Below are 21,520 nucleotides of genomic sequence, written 5' to 3' on the forward strand. Positions count from 1 at the left end.
ACAAGCGACGCACGACGCCGCAATGCGCCCGGAAACGCACGTTCCCCAAGTTAATAATTTCATAGCGGGGCTGGCCACCGGAAGGGCCGATCGCCGCGTCATGCTCCTCACGAATACGTCGAGTATTCGCTTCGTCGCATTCCTCGCGCTCGGCTCTTCCGGTGGCCAGCGCAAGCCTGTTTCTAATGTGAACAGACCCTAGGGTATGAGGCGGGCCTCAGCCGGTTTTCGATGCGGCCTCGACGGGCAGGATGTAGTGCATCTCGTGAAACAGCACGTCCCCGCGCGACGGTAGCTGAAATGGCGGCGCGGAACAGGCGAATCCCAGCGTCTCGTAGAAACCGCGCGCGGACTCTCTCGCCGTGCACCAAGCGAGCCGCCCGCCCTTTGTCTGCACGTGGTCGAGACACAGCTTGATCAAAAGCCGGCCCAAACCGTAGCCGCGCAATCGCGCTTCAACGGCGACCCCGCGCAAGCGCCACTCATCGAGCCGCTCGGAGCCCGGCAACGATTCCTGGCAGATGGTTGCGACCGCAACGATCCTCTCACCGCGATAGACAGCCAGATGCAAGGTCGAGTCATTTTCGTCGTGGCGGAAGCGGCTCGATTCGGCGTCGCCGTCCAGCAAGACTTCGCTTCGCAGCGGAAACACCTGCTCCGCGGAAACGGAGCGGACAGAGAAAAGCATGTGATGGTCGGACATGAGTCGGAGCTATTCCCGTAGCAATGGATCGACGGATTCTGTATTCGACTGCTTGTGGTCTCATCGCGTGCCGACGTCGAACCGTTAGAACCGCTAGGCGTGCACGCTACCCAGTCTTTGTGCGCTACGCAACACTCGGAGCATCGCGTGGCCGTTATTCGGCCTGATACCTCATAAACCTGACAGGTGTGCAACTCAACACGACTGAGTATTCTCGGACTCGTCTTAATTTCAAGTTGGTTATTTAAGAATCTTGAGATCTCAAATGCTCGTGAATGACCAGTCCGATACGCAGGCGGCCTATGTCCAGATCCGCTCTCGCATCCTCGATGGCCGTTTGGCGCCGGGCCGACCGGTTTCGCCGCGGAACATGGCCGACGAGCTGATGCTCGGCCACACGCCCGTGCGTTCCGCGATCCAGCGGCTGGTGGTCGAAGGATTGGTCGAAGTCGTCCCGAGGAAAGGGACCTATGTCGCCGCCCCGACGTTCGACGACCTGCGTGAAATCTTCGAAGTCCGGCTAGCGCTGGAAAGCACGGCCGCTTACCTCGCCGCGGTCAACGGGGCGACCCCGGGACTGACCCAGGCCGCCGAGCAACTGCAGCAACTGATCGAGGACGACGCGGCCGACGTGATGATCGAACAGCGAGTCGGCTGGGTGTTCCATCAAGAGATGTTCGCAGCCTCAAAAAACGAGCGGTTGTATACCACATACAGAATGCTGCGCGTACAGACCGGCCTCGCGCTCAACGAGCTGCAGCGCAGCGATGTGGCGACGGTGCGCCGGGGCACCTTGGAGCACCTCGAGATTTACGCGGCGATCCGCGCCCAGGACCCCGAAGCGGCGCGACGCCACATGTGGAATCACATCATCGACGGCACCGACGCACGAATCAAAATCATCCGAGGCGAACATGAATCAACCGCGTAAGCGAATCTCCATGCCGGTGCAAATGCTCGCCGGGCTGGTGCTGGGCATTCTGTTCGGCATCTTCGCGCCGTCGGCCGGCACCAAGCTCGCGTTTCTCGCGACGATGTTCGGACACGCGATCAAGATGGTCGTCATGCCGCTGATCCTGCTGTCGGTGACGGTCGGCGTGTTCCGGCTCGGCGTGCAGCGCGGCCGTCTCGGCAAGACCGTGCTGCTCAGCATCGGCTTCTTCGTGCTGATGACGCTCATTGCCAGCGCGCTCGGCCTCGGCTTGAACCTGTTCTTTAGGCCGGGTCTGAACGCAGCCATGACGCAAACCGCCGCGATGCCGAAGAACCTCGCGGGCAGCCTCGACTGGACCAACTTCCTCGTCGACATGGTGCCGACCAACATCGTCGGCGCGCTGGCATCCGGCAATGCGCTGCCCGTGCTCGTGTTCGGCGTGCTGCTCGGCTCGGCGCTGTCGACGATCGAAGAGCGCGCGGCGCCGTTCATCGCGGTGGTGGAGTCGCTGCTCGGCGCCTTCTTCAAGATGACCGAGTGGATCATCGCGCTCTCGCCGCTCGCGATCTTCGCGGGGCTCGCATCGATGCTCGGCGCCAAGGGGCTGACCGCGATCCTGCCGTTGCTCAAGCTGCTCGGCGTCGCGTATCTCGGCATGGCGATCCTCGCGCTGCTGCTCACGCTGATCGTCAAGTCGATCGGGCTCTCGCCGTCCGCCGTGATCAAGCGCGTCAGCGAGCCGCTGATTCTCGCGTTCACGACGCGGTCCTCGGAAATCACGTTCCCGGTTCACCTGAAGCGGCTGACGGAGATGGGTGTGCCGAAGTCGGTGGCTTCGACGATCTTGCCGCTCTCGTACATCTTCAACCGCGACGGCGCGGTGCTGTATACCGCGCTCGCGGTCGGGTACCTCGCGGACGCGTATCACCTGACCTGGAGCTGGCCGCTCCTCTTCACGATCGCCATCCTCACGATCATCACGATCGACGGCGCCGCCAACGTGCCGTCCGGCGCGATCGTGGCGATCACCGTCATCCTGTCGGCCATCGGTTTGCCCGCCGAAGCCGTCGTGCTGATTCTCGGCATCGACGCCTTCTTCGACATGGGCCGCACCGCGCTGAACGTCTACGCAAGCACCGTCGCCACGGCGGTCGCGATGAGGATGTCGGGCGAGCCCTACCCCGAACTCGCGCAGGACGAACCTCTCGACAATCTGGGGGCCATCGGAAGCGACGCGTGACCCCGCGTTTCACACGCGCCGAGTGCCGGAAGCCCGCCCCCTTTTGTCCAGCCCATCCATTGAGCGGAGCAAGCGATCATGGGAAATGCCGCCTATCCCAGCGACTACACGCTGGTCGATACCGCCGAGTACGCGCTCGGCTTGAAGGACGTCGAAGCCGTTGCCGATACGCTGGAACTGCTCGCGTCGCTCATGACCGACCCGCAGGTCATGCTCGAGGACGAGCACCTGCGCCGCGTGCCCTCGGCGCTGCATGCGCTGGGCGACTACCTGAGCATCCGCAGCAAGCATCTGCGCTCGATCGGCTCCACGAGCGACGCGGCCCTCTCGACCTTCAGCTTCTCATGCGCGAGTGTGCCGGAAGGCTCTTAGGGGCCGTTTCGCACCGACATTAACGGGCAATCGTTTGCGCGCTGCCAGTCGAGCGCCCTTAGCAACGCCGGCAGAACCCGTCCTGCGTAGAACCGGCCACAGCCGGCTCCTGCTTCCGTCCCCATCCGCCACGCCTTCGGCCATCAGCAAGCGTTGCGGAAAGCGCGTATTCTCGGTGGCTTCGCTGCATTTGGCATGCCGTATCTTGCATACCAAATGCCACATTTGGAGCTCATCGCCGGCTCGTCATTGCGAAGCGGAGCATCGATTGGATAACTCTCCTTCCGCTACACCCGCCACACCCAATGCCCCTGCCGCGCCGCCGGCGCCGCCACCGCCGCTGCAGGGCGCCCAGCTTGCGCTCGCCACCTTCGCCGTGGCGCTCGCGACGTTCATGAACGTGCTCGATACGTCAATCGCCAACGTCGCGATTCCGACCATCTCGGGCGATTTGGGGGTATCGGTCGACGAAGGCACCTGGGTCATCACCGTGTTCGCCGCGGCCAACGCCGTCGCGATTCCGCTGACCGGCTGGCTCACGCAGCGCATCGGCCAGGTGAAGCTCTTCGTCGGCGCCATCCTGATGTTCGTGCTGTCGTCGTGGATGTGCGGCGTCGCGCCGAACCTGCCGTTCCTGCTCGCGTCGCGCGTGTTGCAAGGCGTAGTCGCCGGGCCGCTGATCCCGCTCTCGCAAGCGATCCTGCTCGGCTCTTATCCGAAGGAAAAATCGTCGGTCGCGCTCTCGCTTTGGGCGATGACCGCCACCGTCGGCCCGATCGCGGGCCCCGCGCTCGGCGGTTGGATCACGGATAGCTACAGCTGGTCGTGGATCTTCTATATCAACATTCCGGTCGGCCTGTTCGCGGCCTTCACGACCTGGGCCATCTACCGCAAGCGCGAAACCCCGACCAAGCAGCCGCCGATCGACGTCGTCGGGCTCGGGCTTCTGATCGCGTGGGTCGCGTCGCTGCAGATCATGCTCGACAAGGGCAAGGACCTCGACTGGTTCTCGTCGCCATTCATCGTCGGGCTCGGCATCACGGCGCTCATCTGCTTTGCGTTCTTTCTCGTGTGGGAGCTGACCGAGGAGCATCCGATCGTCGATCTGCGGCTCTTCTCGCAGCGCAATTTCATGGGCGGCACGATTGCGATCTCGGTGGCCTATGGCGTGTTCTTCGGCAATCTGGTGCTGCTGCCGCAGTGGATGCAGGAGTATCTGAACTACCGCTCGGTCGACGCCGGGCTCGTCACCGCGCCGCTCGGCGTGTTCGCCGTGATCCTCGCGCCGGTGATGGGACGCGTGCTGCCGCGCTCGGACGCCCGCATCATCGCGACGCTCGCGTTCATCGGCTTTGCCATCGTGTTCTGGATGCGCTCGAATTACGTGATCGAGATCGACACCTGGCACCTGGTGCTGCCCACGCTGTTGCAAGGCATTCCGATGGCGCTCTTCTTCGTGCCGCTGACGGCGATCATCCTCGCCGGACAGCCTCCGCACAAGGTGCCCGCGGCGGCGGGCCTATCGAACTTCGTGCGGGTGTTCTGCGGGGCGGTGGGGACGTCGATCGCCAGCAACGAGTGGAACAACCGCACGATCCTGCATCACGCGCGGCTGACCGAGGTGGCGACGGCCACCAATCCGCAGTTCTCTCAGCAAATGAGTTCGACGCAATCGCTCTTGAACGTGAACGACCAGACCGCCCGCGCATTGTTCGATTTCAATGTGAACACGCAAGCCGCGATGATGGGCCTCAACGATATCTTCTACATCTCCGCGATCATCTTCCTCGTGATCATCCCGCTGATCTGGATTACGCGGCCCGGCAAAGGCGGCGGCGGGGATGCGAGCGGCGCGCATTGATGATGCGATGGCCGCACGCGCGATGCGGCGTTTAACGCCGCTTCACGCGACCAGCAGCTCCGGGCCGCGCGCGGCGAGCGCCTTGCGAAGCCCGCGCTCGGGCGCGAGTTCCGTCACGACATAGCGGGCGTTTTCGAAACCGTTGATCCGCACGGGCGTCACGCGGCCGAACTTCGAATGATCGGCGACGACCACCGCGACGCTCGCCGACGCGATCATGCGGCTGCGCACTTCCGCGGCCATGCGCGTGTAATCCGTTAGATAAGCCTCGGCCGAGATACCGCCCGCGCCGACGAACGCGAAGTCGACGTGATACTGCGCAAGCTGCTGCACGGTGTCGAGGCCGAAGGTCGCGTCTTCGTCCTCCGACAGTTCGCCGCCGAGCAAGCTCACGCGGTTGCCGTTGCGGCGCGCGAGCACCTGCGCGATGCGCCAGTCGTTCGTATAGACGGTGAGCTGATGGCGGTCCGCGAGCGCGCGCGCCACGGCGTGCGTCGTCGTGCCGGAATCGATGATCAGCGACGCGCCGTCCGGCACCAGCTCGGCCGCGCGCACGCCGATCGCGCGCTTGGCCGCGGCGTTGGCCGCTTCGCGTGCTTCGAGGCTCGGCTCGCGGCGGTCCGCGGCGAGCGCGCCGCCATGGGTCGTCATGATGAGGCCGCGCTCGGCGAGCGCGTTGAGATCTCTGCGGATCGTTTCGCGCGAAACGTTGAGCGCCTGGACAAGTTCCGCCACCGACAGCGCGCCGGTCTTCGTCAATTGCGACAGGATGTATTGGTGTCGTTGTTCTGCAAGCATCGCGAATGGCGGCCTAAAAGCGCCTGAAACGGCGCGTAAAGTCGAATGTAAGCGCGCGTATTGTATTACGTACGCACGTTTTAGCCTGTAGGACAATCCTTACAGCCAAAGTGGGTGCAACTTACATCCGGCACGAAAACGAAGCGACGCTCCCCATCGCCGTGCATCCCTGCTAACCTAAGCGACCTGCCCGCCCCGCTTGCCTCACCCCGCCCCGTTCATGAGGACTTTGTTTCGTCGGCTGTCGCTGCTTTTTTGCATCCTGCGTTACGGCACGCGCCTCATTTGGCTTGCGGCGCCGCAGGACCACAAGCTTCATTGGTTCGCGACCCTCATCAAAGACATGCACGAGGCCAGCGGCGCGCGCGCGAGCCTGCATCGCGCGCTGCCGCAATTGGGCCCGCTTGCAAGCGCGTTCGCCGAAAGCCTCGGCGAGCATCCCGAACTCGCCACGCACACGCTGCACGACGCGATCGACGCCGTCAGCCGCCTCGAAGCGCCGTTGTCTCCCGAGCAATCCGAGCATGCATTGAAGGCCGCCTTCGGCCGGCCGCTTGCGGACCTGTTCGCCGACATCAACCTGGTCCCCGTGCAAAGCGGCTTTGCCGAACAGATCCACGTCGCGCGGCTCGCGGTGCCCGATAACGGCCATACGGAAGTGGCGATCAAACTGTTGCGGACGCAACAAGTTCAGACAATCGCCGACGAAGCCGCGCTGCTGCGCTGGGCCGCGCGTTTGATCGAGAAGTTTTCTCCGGCCGCGCGCAAACTGAACGTGCACGCGCTCGCCGAATCGTTCGCGGCCGACATCCTGCGCCGCTTCGACACGCGCGCCGAAGCCGCCAATCTCTCGCAATCGGGCCGTCATTTCGAGGGCGATGCGCGGCTCGTCGTGCCGGACATCATCTGGGACCTCGTCACGCCGAGCACGCTCGTCACGCAGCGCATCGATACGCTAGCCGCCACCGATATCGACGGCCTGCATGCGCACCATGTGAACGTCGCGCGGCTCGCGGCGCACATTGTCGAGGTCATCGCACAGCAGGCGTTCGAGCACGGCTTCTTTCACGCGGCGCTCGACGCGCGGCGCGTGCGCGTGAGCATCGAGCCCGCCACGCTCGGCCGCCTCGTGCTGTCGGATTTTTCGATCATGTCGAGCCTGTCGGCGCCCGAGCGCGAGTTTTTCGTGCATGGCGCGACAGCGCTATTCGAGCAGGACTACGGACGCATCGCCGATATGCATCGCGAAGCCGGCCACGTGCCACACACGACACGCACCGAACAGCTCGAAGCGGAATTGCGCCGGCGCAGCGAGGCGCATTTCGCGGCGGATACGCACGAACGCACGGCAAGCGGTCTCTTGCAGCACTTGTTGGGCGCGGCGCATGCATTCGAAGGTGAAGTGTCGCCACGGCTCGTCGCCGCGCAATATTCGCTTGCGCAAGCCGAAGCGCTCGCGCGCACGCTGCATCCGAGCATCGATACGTGGCACATCGCTAAAGAGGTGCTCGGCGAGATCGCACGCAAGGACCTCGATCACCGCGGATGGATCAAGCGGCTCTCGCAAGAGCTGCCGCACCTCGCGCATATCGTGCCGCGGCTGCCGCAGCTCGTGATGCGGCGGCTGCAGCAGCATCACGATCGGCATCGGTCGTCATTCGATACGGTTGCGTGGGCGCATGAACTGCAGCGCGAGTATCGGCGCACTCGCGTGCTCGTGTGGGCATGTGTGGTGTGCGGGGGATTGCTTGGGGTCGGGGCGGTTTGGCTTACCCACTAGCGCCGGTTTACGCTCAAAGCGCCAGCACGCTCACCGCCACTTCCACCTGATGCTGCCCGCCCCCCAGAATCATCCCGCGCAATAGCGACACGTCGCTGTAGTCACGCCCCGTCGCAAGCGTCACGTGATCGAGATCGGCGAGCACGTCGTTGGTCGGATCGAGATCGACCCAGCCGCTCTCCGGGCAAAACACCGATACCCACGCATGCGAAGCATCCGCGCCGATCAGCTTCGGCTGCCCTGGCGCGGGATCGTTGCGCAGATAGCCGCTCACGTAGCGCGCCGGAAGCCCAAGCGAACGCAGGCATCCGATCATCACCTGCGCAAAATCCTGGCACACGCCGCGACGCAACTCGAACGCGCGCGAGGCCGGCGTATCGAATGCGGTCGCCGAGGGCTGGTATTCAAAATCCGCGTGGATGCGGTGCATCAGGTCGATGGCGCCGGCCACCACCGGTGTGCCCGGCGCAAAGCTCGGCAGCGCGTAAGCCCGCCATTCGGCGCGCGGCAGAATGTTCGGCGACGCGAAGCAAAACTCCGATTCCGGATGAAACGCGGCGCCCGCGCGATAGCGCAGCCTTTCGGCGACCTGCTCCCATGCCGGGGTCTTCTGAGCGTCGAGCGATGCCCAGCGCGGCACCAGATGCACCATCGTTTCGCTCGTCATATGCAGGCTGTCGTGCGGCGCATCGAGCGAAAAGTACAAGACGTCATTGCCGAATGCATCAACGCGGCTCGTCTGGTACGACGGCTTCGGTTCGATCTTCTCTTCGTGCGACATCACGTGCTGCCACGCGCACGACAACGGACGGATCGTCGCGAGATGCTGCGCCGTCTCGACGAAGGTGGAGTAGCGGTAAGTCGTGCGGTGCGAGACCGACAGCACAGTACGGGCGGCCGTCATGGTGACACCTGCGCAACAAACGTGTTCGCGTGGCTGAAGTAGCGCGCGCTGATCTCGTTGGACGCCGCCGAGACATACATGCCAAGCTGATCGCACACGTCGCAAAGCTCGGGGTAGGCGCCGTTGTCATCGGACTTGCACAGGCGTTCGAGCGTCGGCAGGGTGTCGACGCTCGGCATCAGTTCGGCGAACGGCAGTCGCCATGTACTGCCCGCCGCTTCCGCGATCTCGTCGAGCTTCTTGCACAGCCGCGCGTAGACGCCATAGAGCCCGCGCGGATTGGTTGTGTCCACAACCAATAGATCGAGCAGCGCGGGCACCTCATAGCGTCCGGGATAGAGCGATCGATACGTGAGCGTGCTGTCGAACATCTGCAGCAGCAGATCGAAACTTTCCGGGCGCGCGAGCCGTCCGTGCGTGGCGACGACGCGCAGGAGCGTTGACATCGCCCACACGCGCTCGATGTGCCGCCCGGCGAAGAGCAGGCGCCACGCTTCGTCGCGGGTCATGCGGTCGCCCTGCGCGCCGCTGATCGCCGAGAGCTGCGTCGCGAGATGTTCGAGCGCATCTGTCAATGCAACGCGATCGTAGCGCGCACCGTTGCCCGTATGCGTGAAGCGCGCGAGCGCATCGCGAAAGTCGTTGCGCGACGCGAGAGTCGTGCGCCAGTGGTCGGTCGACAGCCTTGCGCGCACTTCGCCGCACGCGCGCGCCTGGCTTGCGAGGTTGTAGCCGATGCCGGACGCGCTCGTGTGTTCGCTGAGGCCCGCGATGAGCGCGCGCTCGAACGCGCTCGGCGTGAGCTTTTCGGGCGCGTCGTCGTTCGGCAGCAGGCCGAAGCGCGTCGCGAGATCGGTGAGCGTGGCAAGCGTCGATTCGTCGTCGGTGCTTTCGAGCGAGCCGAGGATCAAGCGGCACAGGCGCACGCTGTTTTCCGCGCGCTCGCCGTAGCGGCCCGACCAGAAGAGGTTCTCTGCCGCGCGGCTCGACACGATCCGATGATGCTTGCGGGCGAGATCGCCAGGGGCGATCGGCGATGGCAACAGCGTGAATGTCGAACTGGGCTGGCTCGACAGCACCCAGGTATCGACGCTGCTGCCGCCGAACTGCATCGACGCGCTCGCCTGCCGCGCAGCGGCCAGGCGCGTGAAGCCGCCGGGCATCACGTGCCAGCCGCCGATGGAATCGGCGATCGCAAAGACGCGCAGCACGGCGGGCCGTCCCGCGAGCGTGCTTTCCTCGTAGCGCGGCGTGTATGAATACGGCAACGGCGCCTGGATCGTGTAGGCGTCCGGTGCGCGCTCGATGCGCTCGCGCCAGGCCTCGAGCCGCTGCGGCCCCTGCGCCATGCCGGGCGCGCCGCCCGGTTGCGGTGCCGGCCAGGTCGGCAGCAGGAACGCTTCGTCGAGCTGGTCGAACGCGGCCTCGCGCGCGGCGTCCTCGCCGCACCACCAGGTCGCGACGCTCGGCAGCGCGAGCGGCTCGTTCAAGAAAACTTGCGCGATGCCCGGCATGAAGCCGTGCAGCGCCGCGGATTCGGCAAAGCCGGCGCCGGGTACGTTCGACACCATCACGTTGCCGGCGCGCATCACCTGCAGCAGACCGGGCACGCCGATCGTCGAATCGGCACGCAATTCAACCGGATCGCAGAACGTATCGTCGAGACGCCGCAGCACGGCGTGCACGCGTTCGAGCCCGGTGAAGGTCTTGAGATACAGCATGTCGTCGCGCACCGTCAGGTCCTTGCCTTCGACGAGCGTGATGCCGAGATAACGCGCGAGAAACGCGTGCTCGAAGTAGGTCTCGCTGAACGGGCCCGGCGTGAGCAGCACGATGTGGGGCGAATCGCCCGGATCGCCGCCGCGCATCGTCGTACGGGCTGCGTCCGCGAGGGTCGCCATCAGTTCCGAGTAGGTCGCCGCGAGCCGGCTCACGCGCATCGCACGAAACGGCTCGGCAAACAGGCTCGACACGATCAGCCGGTTTTCGAGCGCGTAGCCGAGGCCCGACGGCGCCTCCGTGCGATGGGACATCACCGTCCACTGGCCGTCGGGCGCGCGCACGAGGTCGACTGCGACGATCTGCAAATAGCGGCCGCCCGGCGGCGTGAAGCCCTTCACCGCACGCAGATAACCCGCGTGCCCGAACACCAGCGCGGGCGGCAAGAGTCCATGCGAGAGCAGCGTCTGCGGGCCGTAGATGTCGGCGACGATCGCATTGAGCAGATGCGCGCGCTGCGCGACACCGCGCTCGATCACCGCCCACTCGGCGTCATCGATCAGGTACGGCAGCAGATCGAGCGACCACGGACGCGGCTCGCCCTTGTCGGCATAAACGTTGTAGCTGATGTCGTTGTCGCGCACTTGCTGCGCGACCGACGCGCACGCCTGATCGAGCCCGGCCACGCCTTCTTCGCCGAGCAGCTCGAAGAAATGCCGCCACGGCTCGCGCAATAGGCCCGACGCGTCGCGCAGTTCGTCCCAATGACCCTCGCGCACCGGCAAAGCACGAAGGCGCGCCACGGCGTCCGCATGGAGCGTCGTGGCGTCGAAGGGCAAGGTCGGTTGAAAAGACAAGGTCGTATCGGTTCTAGTCGTTCAAAAGCACGGCGGCCCGCTTCACTGCCTGCTTCACAGCCTTTCACTCAACGATGACGCAAATCCAGCGTGAACGGGAACTCCAGCGTGCGATCGGGCACTTTCACGTCGAGCGGGCCGGGCGTATGGCCGGTCGTGAAGAAGCGCGCTCGCCGCCGGCTTTCGGCTTCGTAAGCGTTGACGGGAAAGGTCTGATAATTGCGGCCGCCAGGATGTGCGACATGATACTGGCATCCGCCGAGCGAGCGGCCGGTCCAGGTATCGACGAAGTCGAACGTCAGCGGCGCGTGCACGCCGATCGTCGGATGCAACGCGGACGGCTGCGACCACGCGCGGAACCGCACGCCGGCGACCGATTCGCTGACGCGCCCCGTCGGCTGCAGTGGCAACGGCGCACCGTTGACGGTCACGACGTGGCGATTCTCGTTGAGGCCGAGCACGCGAACTTCGAGCCGCTCGACCGACGAATCGACGAAGCGCACCGTGGTGCCCGCCGCGCCCTCCTCGCCCATCACGTGCCACGGTTCCAGCGCGTTGCGCACGGTCATCGAGATGCCGCCCGTATGAAGCTCGCCGACGAGCGGGAAGCGGAATTCGAAATGCGGTGCGAACCAACTGCGTTCGAACGCGAAGCCGGCGTTGTTCAGGTCGGCGAGCACGTCGTCGAAATCCATCTGCACGAAGGTGCTCAGCAGGAAGCGGTCGTGCAGTTCCGTGCCCCAGCGCGTGAGTCGCGTCGTGTACGGCTCGCGCCAGAAACGCGCGACGAGCGCGCGCAACAGCAGTTGCTGCACGAGGCTCATGCGCGCGTGCGGCGGCATTTCGAAACCGCGCAATTCGAGCAGACCGAGACGGCCTGTGGGGCCGTCGGGCGAATAGAGCTTGTCGATACAGAACTCGGCGCGGTGCGTGTTGCCGGTCACGTCGATCAGGATGTTGCGCAGCGCTCGGTCGATGAGCCACGGGGGAATCCTCTCGCCGCTTCCGTCGATCCCGCCGAGCAGGTCGATCTGGCGCTGCAGCTCGCGGAACGCGACTTCCAGTTCGTAGACCTGGTCGTTGCGCGCCTCGTCGACGCGCGGCGCCTGGCTCGTCGGTCCGATGAAGAGCCCCGAGAACAGATACGACAGCGACGGATGGTTGTGCCAGTACGCAATCAGGCTCGCGAGCAAATCGGGCCGACGCAGGAACGGACTGTCGGCCGGCGTCGCGCCGCCAAGCACGAAGTGATTGCCGCCGCCCGTGCCACAGTGGCGGCCGTCGAGCATGAACTTCTCGCTCGACAGATACGACTCGTGGGCCGATTGGTACAGGTATTCCGTGTGGTCGACGAGTTCGTCCCAGTTCGACGCCGGATGGATGTTCACTTCGATCACGCCCGGATCGGGCGTCACCTGCAGCACCTTGAGGCGCGGGTCGCGCGGCGGCGGATAGCCCTCGATCACGACTTTCACGTTCAGCTCGGCCGCGGTGGCTTCGACGGCCGCGAGCAGGTCGAGGTAGTCGTCGAGCGCGGCGAGCGGCGGCATGAAGACATGCAGCAATTGGCGGCCGCGACCGAAGGCGTCGGCTTCCACTTTGGGCCCAGCGGCGCGCGCCGGGTCGCGCGCTTCGACGCATAGCGCCGTGCGGCGGACCCATGCGGCCGATTCGCCGCGCGCGGGGATGCGCTGCGCATCGGCGTCCGCGGGTTCACCACGGCCTCCTGCCGAAGCGCCGTCGCCTGGACGCCCGCCTCCGCTTTCGCCGTCATACGGCTGCCCGTTTGCGCGCACTCCAGGTACGGCATTTTGTATACCGTCGACCGCATATTGCATACGCAATTCCGCCGCCGAGCGCAGCGGCGACGGCGGCGCAAACGGATCCTGCGCATGCCGATACGGATAGTCGGCCTCCGACACCCACGGCAAAGCATCTAGCGGCAGCCGATAGCCCATCGGCGAATCGCCGGGAATCAGGTACATCCGCTCGTCGCGGAAGAACCACTGCCCGCTGACCCAGCGCGGGCCTTGCAACGCAGGACTATCGTCCGCGCGGTCGAGCGGCAGCACGTAGCCCGTCACCGCCGAGAGCCCCGCGCCGAACACGCGGCGCAGACGCACGCGCTCCATCTCGTCGTCGAGCCGCGAGTCGAACGGATCGACGTTCACCGGCAGGCGGCGCTCGCGCCACAGGTAGTACCAGACATCCTCATAGCCCGGCAGCACATGCTTCGCGTCGACTTGCAACTTGCCCGCGACATGCCGGATGAAGCGTTCGGCGTCCGACGACGTATAAACGCCCGGCTCGCGCTCGTCCGCAAAGAGTTTGGGATCGTGCCAGCACGGCTCGCCATCGGTTCGCCAATAGAGCGACATCGCCCAGCGCGGCAACTGCTCGCCGGGATACCACTTGCCCTGCCCGGTATGCAAAAACCCGTTCGTGCCGTAACGCTCGCGCAGCTTGCTCATCAGCGCGACCGCGTAGCCGCGCTTAGTCGGGCCGAGCGCGTCGGTGTTCCACTCGGCCGCGTCGCGGTCGCGCACCGAGACGAAGGTCGGTTCGCCGCCCATCGTCAGGCGCACGTCGTGCTCGACCAGTTGCGAGTCGACGTGCGCGCCCATCTTTACGACGTCCGCCCAGTCTTCCTCGGTGTAGGGCTTGGTCACGCGCGGCGTTTCGAGCACGCGCACGATCGACATCGCATGCGAGAACTCCACCTCGCATTCGTCGACCGCCCCCGAAATCGGCGCGGCGCTGCCCGGCTCCGGCGTGCACGCGACGGGGATATGCCCCTCGCCCGCCAGCAGGCCGGAGGTCGGATCGAAGCCGATCCAGCCCGCGCCCGGCAGATAGACCTCGCACCACGCGTGCAGATCGGTGAAGTCGACTTCGGTTCCGCTCGGGCCGTCGATCGACTTCGTGTCGGGCGTGAGCTGCAGCAAATAGCCGGACACGAAGCGCGCCGCCAGCCCAAGATGGCGCAGCGTCTCGACCAGCAGCCACCCGGTGTCGCGGCACGAGCCCGAGCGCAGTTCGAGCGTCTTTTCCGGCGTCTGCACGCCGGGCTCCATCCGGATCAGATAGCTGATCTCGCGCTGCAGCCGCTGGTTCAGTTCGACCAGGAAATCGATGGTCTTCATCGGCGTGAGGTCGATGCTCGCGAGAAACTTGGCGAAGCGCGGCGTCGGCTCGCGCTTCACGCGGTACGGCGCGAGTTCGTGAACCAGATCGTCCGAGTAGACGAACGGAAACTTCTCGGCGTCCGGTTCGAGGAAGAAATCGAACGGGTTGTAGACCGCCATCTCGGCGACGAGGTCGACCGTCACCTTGAACTCGCGCGTCTTCTCGGGAAACACGAGCCGCGCCTGATAGTTGGCGAACGCGTCTTGCTGCCAGTTGATAAAGTGCTCCGCGGGCTCCACGCGCATCGAATACGAGGCGATCGGCGTGCGGCAGTGCGGCGCGGGCCGCAGGCGGACGACTTGCGGCGACAGCCCGGCCAGGCGGTCATAGCGATAATGCGTGACGTGATTCAGCGCGACTCGAATAGACACACAGGGCTCCTGACTAGATCGTGAACGGGTTGAATCGATAGAACCGAATGAACCGACGAACAAAGCGGTATTCTTGCGCGCGCTCCAAGTGAAACGCGTGACACGGCCGCACCGCACGGCATAAAGTTTGCGGCACGGCGCAATGCAACGCGCGGACGCGTTGCCGCCGCGCGACGCGTTTCAATGTCGTTCACGCGCATGCAACGAAACCAGAACCAACGCGATGAAAACCTTCCACTGCAACCGCTGCCAACAACAAGTGTTCTTCGAGAACGTGCTCTGCGAGCGCTGCGACGCGCTGCTCGGCTACGTCCCCGAAGTCGGCGAGATCAGCGCGTTCGAAGACGCGGGCGACGGCCTCTGGCGCAGCCTGCATCCCGGCGCCGAAGCTGCGCTGTTCCGCCAGTGCCACAACTACGCGGTCGAAAACGTCTGCAACTGGATGATCCCCGCCGAGGCGCCCGACACGCTGTGCCGCTCGTGCCAGCTCAACGGCACGATTCCGAACCTCGACATTCCGGACAACCGCGTCTATTGGTACCGGCTTGAAACGGCGAAGCGGCGCCTGCTCTACACGCTGATGGCGCTCGGTCTCAAGCTCGAATCGCGTGCCGAAAACCCCGAGACCGGTTTGCAATTCGACTTCCTCCAAAGCACCGGAGACGACGACGCCGTGATGACGGGCCACCATCGCGGCATCGTCACGCTGAACGTCGCGGAGGCCGACGACGCCTATCGCGAGCACACCCGCTCGTCGCTCGGCGAGCCGTACCGCACGCTCCTTGGCCACTTCCGCCACGAAACCGGCCACTACTTCTTCGACCGCCTGGTGGGACAAACGCGCTGGCTGCCGCTCTTTCGCCGCCGCTTCGGCGACGAAACCGCCGACTACGCAGCGGCGCTCGACGCCTACTACAAGAACGGCCCGCCCGCGGACTGGGCGCAGTCGCACATCAGCGCGTACGCGACGATGCATCCGTGGGAGGACTGGGCGGAGACGTGGGCGCACTACCTGCACATCGTCGATACGATCGACACCGCCGTGTCGTGCGGACTCGCACTCTTGCCCGACAGCCCGCACGAACCGACGCTGACCGACCAGACGCCCGTCGAGGACGCCGGCTTCGATAGCCTGATGGCGCGCTGGTTTCCGCTCACCTATGTGCTGAACAGCCTGAACCGCAGCCTCGGCATGCCCGACGGCTACCCGTTCACGCTGCCGCCCCCCGTCGTCGACAAGCTGCGCTTCGTGCATCGCGTGATCCTCACTTCCGCTCCCAAGAGTTAGCAAGGCAAGGCCTGACTGCAGCCCGGACCACGCGCTCACGCCGCGATGCTCTCGGGCTCCGCCGGCGCAAGCGGCACCAGGAAATCGCGGCTGATGCACAGCGCCAAGTCGTTGACGCGCGCGAGAAACTCGGTGAGATACGCGTGCAGGCCGCTCGAGAGAATCTCGCCGATGCGCCCGCGCCGCACGTCGCCGAACAGCTGCTCGGCCATCCGCTCGGTCTGCGCGGAACGCGCATTGCGCACCCGGCCAAGGATCTCGCGCACCTCGTCGAGGCTCGCGGCGAGCGAGCGCGGCCAATCCGCGAAAAGGATCAAGAGACCCGCCACGCGCTCCGGCGTGATCACGTCGCGATAGACCTTGCGATACACCTCGAAGCCCGACACCGAGCGCAGCAACGCCGTCCAGTGGTAGTAGTCGAGCGACTGCGTGCCGCCGGGCGTGCCCGTCTGCTCACGCATTTCGAACTTCACGTCGAGGATGCGCGCCGTGTTGTCGGCGCGCTCGATGACCGTGCCGAGGCGGATGAAATAGAACGATTCGTCGCGCACCATCGTGCCGGTCTGCACGCCGCGCGCCAAGTGCGAACGGAACTTGACCCATTCGAAGAACTCGGCCGGATCGCGCTCGAGAATGCCTTCGGCGAGCAACTTCTGGCAGTCGAGCCAGGTGGTGTTCAGGCTTTCCCACAGCTCCGTCGTGATCGAGCCGCGCACGGCGCGCGCGTTTTCGCGAGCGGCGCGCAGGCAGCTCACGATCGACGACAAATTGTTTTTGTCGCACGCCATGAATGCGATCACGTCGCGGCTCGTCAACTTCGCGTGCTCGGCGGCGTAGGCGCCCGACAACTCGGAGATCGAGAGCATCGCGCGCCAGCCGGACATCGCGAACTCGTCCGATTGCGGCAGGAGCGAGAGCTGGTAGTTCGCGTCGAGTATCCGCGCGGTGTTTTCGGCGCGCTCGATGTAGCGCGCCATCCAGAAGAGGTGGTCGGCAGTGCGGCTCAGCATGACAGCTCCCAATAAGCGTGTTTCGTCTTTGGCTTGTTCGGCGTATTTGATTAGGTTTGACTGGCTCCGATTAGCGTTCCAGCACCCACGTATCCTTCGTGCCCCCGCCCTGCGACGAATTCACGACGAGCGAGCCCTCGCGCAGCGCGACGCGCGTGAGACCGCCCGGCACCATCTTCACGTCGTGCCCGGACAGCACGAACGGACGCAAATCGATGTGGCGCGGCGCGATGCCCGCTTCGACGTAGGTCGGGCACGTGGAGAGCGCGAGCGTCGGCTGCGCGATGTACTTCTCGGGATGGGCGACGAGCACCGCGCGAAACTCCTCGATCTGCGCCTGGGTCGACGCCGGGCCGACGAGCATCCCGTAGCCGCCCGCGCCGTGCGTCTCCTTCACGACCAGCTCCGGCAGATGGTCGAGCACGTACTTGAGGTCGTCGGGCTTGCGGCACATCCACGTCGGCACGTTGTTGAGGATCGGCTCCTCGCCGAGATAGAAGCGCACCATGTCGGGCACGTACGGGTAGATCGACTTGTCGTCGGCGACGCCCGTGCCCACCGCGTTGCACAACGTCACGTTGCCCGCGCGATAGGCGGACATCAGGCCCGCTGCGCCGAGCGTCGAATTGGGGCGGAAGACGTCGGGATCGAGAAAGTCGTCGTCGACGCGCCGGTAAATCACGTCGACGCGCTGCGGGCCCTGCGTGGTCCGCATGTAGGTGTAATCGTTTTCGACGAACAGGTCCTGCCCTTCGACCAGCTCGATGCCCATCTGCTGCGCGAGGAACGCGTGCTCGAAGTAAGCGGAGTTGTACATGCCGGGGGTCAGCACGACGATGGTCGGGTTGTCGACGCCTTGCGGCGCCGCGGCGCGCAACGTGTCGAGCAGCAGGTCCGGGTAGTGCGCGACGGGCGCCACCCGGTTGCGCGCGAACAGGTCCGGAAAGAGCCGCATCATCATCTTGCGGTTTTCGAGCATGTAGGAGACACCCGACGGCACGCGCAGGTTGTCTTCGAGCACGTAGAACTCGCCGGCGCCCGCGCGCACGATGTCGATGCCGGCGATGTGGGCATAGATATCGCGCGCGACCGACACGCCCTGCATCTCCGGACGATATTGCGCATTGCCGACGATCTGGTCCGCCGGCACCACGCCCGCGCGCACGATGTTCTGCTCGTGATAGATGTCGTGGATGAACTGGTTCAGCGCATTGACGCGCTGCCGCAAGCCGCGCTCGAGCCCGGCCCACTCGTCGGCGGGAAAGATGCGCGGGATCACATCGAACGGGATGGTCCGCTCGGTGCCGACGCCGCTTTCATCTTGTGCACCGTATACCGCGAACGTAATGCCAACGCGGCGGAAAATCAGGTCGGCTTCGGCGCGCTTGTCGCGGATCTGCTGCTCGCTCTGGCTTTGCATCCAGCTGAGCAGTTGGCGGTAATGCGCGCGAGGCTCGCCGCTCGTCAGAAACTCGGCGGCGGCCGCGCCGCGCGCCTCGATCTCGCAGCGCTCGAACATCTCGTTGAAGAATGCTTGCGTCATAAGCGGTACCCGTTTGTTGTGCGTGCCCAATGTGCCGCCCGGTTGCACCTCAATCCGTCGCTTCGCGTTCTTCCGATCGAACCGCTGATCCGCCGGCGTCTTCGCTTCGCGCCTGCCGGCGTGGCCAGGCTCAAAGAGGACATCCAGCGAAAATGCGCTGCGGCTCGCAGCGTAGTTCGCGCCCGATCGGAACATCGCTCATGCAGTCCGATGCTGCCGGACCGCTCACTCGTTGCGTCGCAATCAAGCCGTAGATCGCCATGTGCGGCTGAGGTCGCGACGCCGAGACAACCAGGCGTCGATAGCGGCAGACGCAACTTCCATGCCGAAGACAGGGTCTTCCGCCCGCCTCGCCTATCGCGCAGCGCAACAACGCGCCGAGCGCACCTGCCGCGTGCGTGCGATGCACTTGCGAGTCGCCAAGAGGCGTCCTGCCGCTCTAACTGTCGCCGGTGCTTACGCACGGATCAAGCACCAACTTAGTGCTCGATAAGTGTCTGAGCGCCGCCGCGCGCACCGCCTTGGCACGGTGCGTCATTCGTGATTAAGCCGCACGAATGTGCCCGGCACAAACGCGGGTTTTCCCGGTCGTCACTGCGTTGCAGTCTCGAACAAGACGTGTTGCGCCGCACGCGCAATACTGCGGCTCGTCTTTTTTGCGTTGATGCCGTCGCCCATTCGCAATGCTCGCCACCTTCCTAGCCGCTGTTTTCGTTGTGCTCTGGTCGACCGGATTCGTGGTCGCCCGCGCGATCAAGCCTTACGCCGATCCCAATCTGTTTCTGCTGTGCCGCTTCGGCGGAACGGCGATGCTGTTCGCGCTCGCCGCTTGGGCGGCAGGCGTGGCGTGGCCGCGCGGACGCGCGCTCGGCAAGCATGTGCTTGCCGGGGCGCTGCTGCAGGGCGTCTATCTGGGGGCTGGCTATTGGGCCGTCGCGCAAGGCTTGAGCGCCGGCGTGATGGCGCTGCTCGGCGCGCTGCAGCCGCTCATGACCGCCGCGCTGGCCGCGCCGCTTTTCGGCGAGCGCCTGTCGGCGCGCGGCTGGAGCGGCATGGCGCTCGGGCTCGCGGGCGTGGCGCTCGTGCTGGCGCCGAAGCTCGCCGCCGCATCGCCCGTGCAGCAAGGTCACGCGCCGGCGTGGCTAGTCGTCGGGATTTCGATTCTGGCGGTCGTCGCGATCACGGCGGGGACGCTGTTTCAAAAGACGTCGCTGGCGAAGGCCGATATCCGCAGCGCCAGCGCCGTGCAGAACTTCGGCGCGGCGCTCATTGCCGCCGTGCTTGCCCTGGCATTGCATGAAAAACATTGGATACCGTCGACCACACTTTGGATCTCGGTCGCCTGGGGGATCGTGATGTTGTCGGGCGTCAGCGTGACGCTGTTGATGTGGATGGTGCGGCGCGGCGACGCGTCGCGCGCCACCGCGCTGCTCTTTCTTGCGCCGCCGCTGGCGGCGCTCGAAGGCTATGTAGGGTTTGGCGAGACGCTGTCGATCGTGCAGATCGCCGGGTTTGGCGTCGCGCTGGCGGGTGTGTTGCTGGCGCGGTCGTAAGCGTCGGCGGCGCCGTGCGGCGGGCCCGCGCGCCGCTCATCGATTTGCGCGAATGCTCAATCGGCGGTGTCGGTTGCCGCGGGCACGCGAGCGCGAGCCTTGCTGCCGGGAGCCGGCGACCACGCCGGACGCGCTTTCGCCTCGGAATCGACGACCACGATATAGCGGCCCGCCCACGGCGTGACCTGCCGGTCCGAATGCAAAATCCACAGCGACCTGCCGGACCTGACGAGCGCTTCGTATTCGGCATCCAACACACCGTAGTGGTCGAGAAACACGTTGAGCGACGCCGGAATTCGAATGCAGCCTTTTGAATGCCGTATACCAAGCAAGGGTTCGAGCTTGTCCGGATCGGTGGCGTGCATCTGGAAACGCATCTGCGAGACGCCGCCGTTGCCCCAGCCGCGTTCGCCCTGGGCCCAGCCGAGATCGAAGATCCGCATGTCGCGCTTGCCATAGCCGCGAATGCCGTTCTGGTTCTCCGTGCCTTCCGCGCGGAAATCCATGTTGGCGGGCGTGTGCTCGAACACGCCGAGCGGCGTGATGAAGTGATCGAACTGGCCGGGCCGGCCCGTGGCGACGGGCGAAGCGCCGATCATCTGCCAGCTTGCCTCCGGCGAGGTTCGGAAGTAGATGAAGAGCGCCTGGACGTTCTGGCTGCGGTCAACGAGCGCGATGTATTCACCCGACAGGCTGCCAAGGTCCTTTTCTTCGAGCGCGGCCTGCAGGCGTTCGCCGTAGGCGCGCTGGTCGGCGGCAGAGACGTTCAGGCGCCGCTTGACGTCGCGGGCGAAGTCGGCGCGCAGGAGAAGCGCGGCGTGCGGGTCGAGGCCAGCGGCGGCGCTCGCGGCGACAGGTGGAACAGCGGAAGCCGCCGGCAGCGAGGCTGCGGATGCCGGTGCGGGTGTCGAAGGCGGTGTCGATGCGGGAGCCGGTATAGAAGCCGGCGCAGCGACCGATGACGCGACTCGCGTCACCACGCCATATACGACGTGCGACGCGTTCTCGTCGGCTGAAGCCGAAACAACGCCGGACGCGGCAAAGACCGGCGCCTGCTGAATCGCCCCCCAAGCGAGCGACACACAGCACATCAGCGCGCAACACGCAGCGCCAGCGGTCCTGATCGCATCGTTGATGCGGTGCATGGAGCCGGTACGTCCAGCTGGATGGTCATCATCGTCGTTACCCCGCTGTCGAGCGGCCGCGCCAATCCGGCAACGGCTTGCCGACGGGCCGAAAGCATCCTTGTCGTTCATTACGTAATTCGGCAACACGCCTTTGTTTTGTCATGGGTTGTCCGCCTCGGCCGGCGGACAGGCGCGATGTTACCAAGAGAACGATGCCGTCTGCGGGTAAACCAGATGATGAATTCGATTCTTTGACTTTGATCGGCACCACCGC

Annotated in this window: 15 protein-coding genes; 7 read left to right on the forward strand and 8 right to left on the reverse strand. The window is 65.3% G+C overall.

Translation table 11 applies throughout. The features are described from left to right. Positions 1-217: 217 nt before the first annotated feature. On the reverse strand, positions 218-688 hold the full coding sequence (locus AAHK20_RS16970; RefSeq protein WP_449182645.1) for a GNAT family N-acetyltransferase: 471 nt from the start codon (positions 686-688) through the stop codon (positions 218-220). A gap of 280 nt (positions 689-968) precedes the next feature. On the opposite strand from AAHK20_RS16970, the gene AAHK20_RS16975 reads away from it, so the two are divergent. From AAHK20_RS16975 to AAHK20_RS16990, 4 genes are all read left to right on the forward strand, one after another. Next, complete coding sequence (locus AAHK20_RS16975) at positions 969-1,634, forward strand: GntR family transcriptional regulator (RefSeq protein WP_449182646.1); 666 nt, start codon at positions 969-971, stop codon at positions 1,632-1,634. Continuing rightward, positions 1,618-2,877, forward strand: a complete 1,260-nt coding sequence (locus AAHK20_RS16980; RefSeq protein ID WP_449182647.1) for a dicarboxylate/amino acid:cation symporter — start codon at positions 1,618-1,620, stop codon at positions 2,875-2,877. The genes AAHK20_RS16975 and AAHK20_RS16980 overlap by 17 nt, the downstream gene beginning before the upstream one ends. A gap of 78 nt (positions 2,878-2,955) precedes the next feature. Then, complete coding sequence (locus AAHK20_RS16985) at positions 2,956-3,249, forward strand: hypothetical protein (protein ID WP_449182648.1); 294 nt, start codon at positions 2,956-2,958, stop codon at positions 3,247-3,249. Positions 3,250-3,517: 268 nt separating this feature from the next. Beyond that, positions 3,518-5,110 carry a DHA2 family efflux MFS transporter permease subunit gene (locus AAHK20_RS16990; protein ID WP_449182649.1) on the forward strand — a complete coding sequence of 531 codons (1,593 nt, stop codon included), beginning with the start codon at positions 3,518-3,520 and terminating at the stop codon, positions 5,108-5,110. Positions 5,111-5,152: 42 nt separating this feature from the next. Here the strand turns inward: AAHK20_RS16990 and AAHK20_RS16995 are convergent, their stop codons facing one another. After that, positions 5,153-5,908 (reverse strand): DeoR/GlpR family DNA-binding transcription regulator, encoded by a 756-nt coding sequence (locus AAHK20_RS16995; protein WP_449182650.1) that lies wholly within the window; start codon positions 5,906-5,908, stop codon positions 5,153-5,155. A gap of 220 nt (positions 5,909-6,128) precedes the next feature. Between AAHK20_RS16995 and AAHK20_RS17000 the strand changes: the two genes are divergently transcribed. Then, positions 6,129-7,688 (forward strand): ABC1 kinase family protein, encoded by a 1,560-nt coding sequence (locus AAHK20_RS17000; protein WP_449182651.1) that lies wholly within the window; start codon positions 6,129-6,131, stop codon positions 7,686-7,688. 13 nt (positions 7,689-7,701) lie between these two features. Here AAHK20_RS17000 and AAHK20_RS17005 read toward each other — a convergent pair whose 3' ends face one another. From AAHK20_RS17005 to AAHK20_RS17015, 3 genes are all read right to left on the reverse strand, one after another. Next, positions 7,702-8,592 (reverse strand): transglutaminase family protein, encoded by an 891-nt coding sequence (locus tag AAHK20_RS17005; protein WP_449182652.1) that lies wholly within the window; start codon positions 8,590-8,592, stop codon positions 7,702-7,704. After that, positions 8,589-11,168, reverse strand: a complete 2,580-nt coding sequence (locus tag AAHK20_RS17010) for a circularly permuted type 2 ATP-grasp protein (protein WP_449182653.1) — start codon at positions 11,166-11,168, stop codon at positions 8,589-8,591. Before AAHK20_RS17010 ends, AAHK20_RS17005 begins: the two co-directional genes overlap by 4 nt. A 68-nt stretch (positions 11,169-11,236) precedes the next feature. After that, positions 11,237-14,725 (reverse strand): transglutaminase family protein, encoded by a 3,489-nt coding sequence (locus AAHK20_RS17015; RefSeq protein ID WP_449182654.1) that lies wholly within the window; start codon positions 14,723-14,725, stop codon positions 11,237-11,239. 223 nt (positions 14,726-14,948) lie between these two features. Between AAHK20_RS17015 and AAHK20_RS17020 the strand changes: the two genes are divergently transcribed. Next, entirely contained in the window at positions 14,949-16,013 is a 1,065-nt protein-coding gene (locus AAHK20_RS17020) for a zinc-binding metallopeptidase family protein (protein ID WP_449182655.1), read from the forward strand. 35 nt (positions 16,014-16,048) lie between these two features. On the opposite strand, the gene AAHK20_RS17025 is transcribed toward AAHK20_RS17020, so the two are convergent. Continuing rightward, positions 16,049-17,023, reverse strand: coding sequence for an alpha-E domain-containing protein (locus tag AAHK20_RS17025; RefSeq protein ID WP_449182656.1), 975 nt, complete (start codon positions 17,021-17,023; stop codon positions 16,049-16,051). A 70-nt stretch (positions 17,024-17,093) separates the two neighbouring features. Next, positions 17,094-18,566, reverse strand: coding sequence for a circularly permuted type 2 ATP-grasp protein (locus AAHK20_RS17030; protein ID WP_449182657.1), 1,473 nt, complete (start codon positions 18,564-18,566; stop codon positions 17,094-17,096). A 683-nt stretch (positions 18,567-19,249) separates the two neighbouring features. Between AAHK20_RS17030 and AAHK20_RS17035 the strand changes: the two genes are divergently transcribed. Further along, positions 19,250-20,119, forward strand: coding sequence for a DMT family transporter (locus AAHK20_RS17035; protein ID WP_449182658.1), 870 nt, complete (start codon positions 19,250-19,252; stop codon positions 20,117-20,119). 56 nt (positions 20,120-20,175) lie between these two features. Here the strand turns inward: AAHK20_RS17035 and AAHK20_RS17040 are convergent, their stop codons facing one another. Then, positions 20,176-21,264, reverse strand: coding sequence for a L,D-transpeptidase (locus tag AAHK20_RS17040; RefSeq protein WP_449182659.1), 1,089 nt, complete (start codon positions 21,262-21,264; stop codon positions 20,176-20,178). Positions 21,265-21,520: the final 256 nt, after the last annotated feature.

It is taken from the genome of Trinickia camelliae (genome assembly GCF_053525655.1).

What these genes read in the sequence shown, in the direction of transcription:
- AAHK20_RS16970 (WP_449182645.1), bottom strand. Translation starts at nt 688, where the DNA reads ATGCTTTTCTCTGTCCGCTCCGTTTCCGCGGAGCAGGTGTTTCCGCTG.
- AAHK20_RS16975 (WP_449182646.1), top strand. Translation starts at nt 969, where the DNA reads ATGCTCGTGAATGACCAGTCCGATACGCAGGCGGCCTATGTCCAGATC.
- AAHK20_RS16980 (WP_449182647.1), top strand. Translation starts at nt 1,618, where the DNA reads ATGAATCAACCGCGTAAGCGAATCTCCATGCCGGTGCAAATGCTCGCC.
- AAHK20_RS16985 (WP_449182648.1), top strand. Translation starts at nt 2,956, where the DNA reads ATGGGAAATGCCGCCTATCCCAGCGACTACACGCTGGTCGATACCGCC.
- AAHK20_RS16995 (WP_449182650.1), bottom strand. Translation starts at nt 5,908, where the DNA reads ATGCTTGCAGAACAACGACACCAATACATCCTGTCGCAATTGACGAAG.
- AAHK20_RS17000 (WP_449182651.1), top strand. Translation starts at nt 6,129, where the DNA reads ATGAGGACTTTGTTTCGTCGGCTGTCGCTGCTTTTTTGCATCCTGCGT.
- AAHK20_RS17005 (WP_449182652.1), bottom strand. Translation starts at nt 8,592, where the DNA reads ATGACGGCCGCCCGTACTGTGCTGTCGGTCTCGCACCGCACGACTTAC.
- AAHK20_RS17020 (WP_449182655.1), top strand. Translation starts at nt 14,949, where the DNA reads ATGAAAACCTTCCACTGCAACCGCTGCCAACAACAAGTGTTCTTCGAG.
- AAHK20_RS17025 (WP_449182656.1), bottom strand. Translation starts at nt 17,023, where the DNA reads ATGCTGAGCCGCACTGCCGACCACCTCTTCTGGATGGCGCGCTACATC.
- AAHK20_RS17030 (WP_449182657.1), bottom strand. Translation starts at nt 18,566, where the DNA reads ATGACGCAAGCATTCTTCAACGAGATGTTCGAGCGCTGCGAGATCGAG.
- AAHK20_RS17035 (WP_449182658.1), top strand. Translation starts at nt 19,250, where the DNA reads ATGCTCGCCACCTTCCTAGCCGCTGTTTTCGTTGTGCTCTGGTCGACC.
- AAHK20_RS17040 (WP_449182659.1), bottom strand. Translation starts at nt 21,264, where the DNA reads ATGCACCGCATCAACGATGCGATCAGGACCGCTGGCGCTGCGTGTTGC.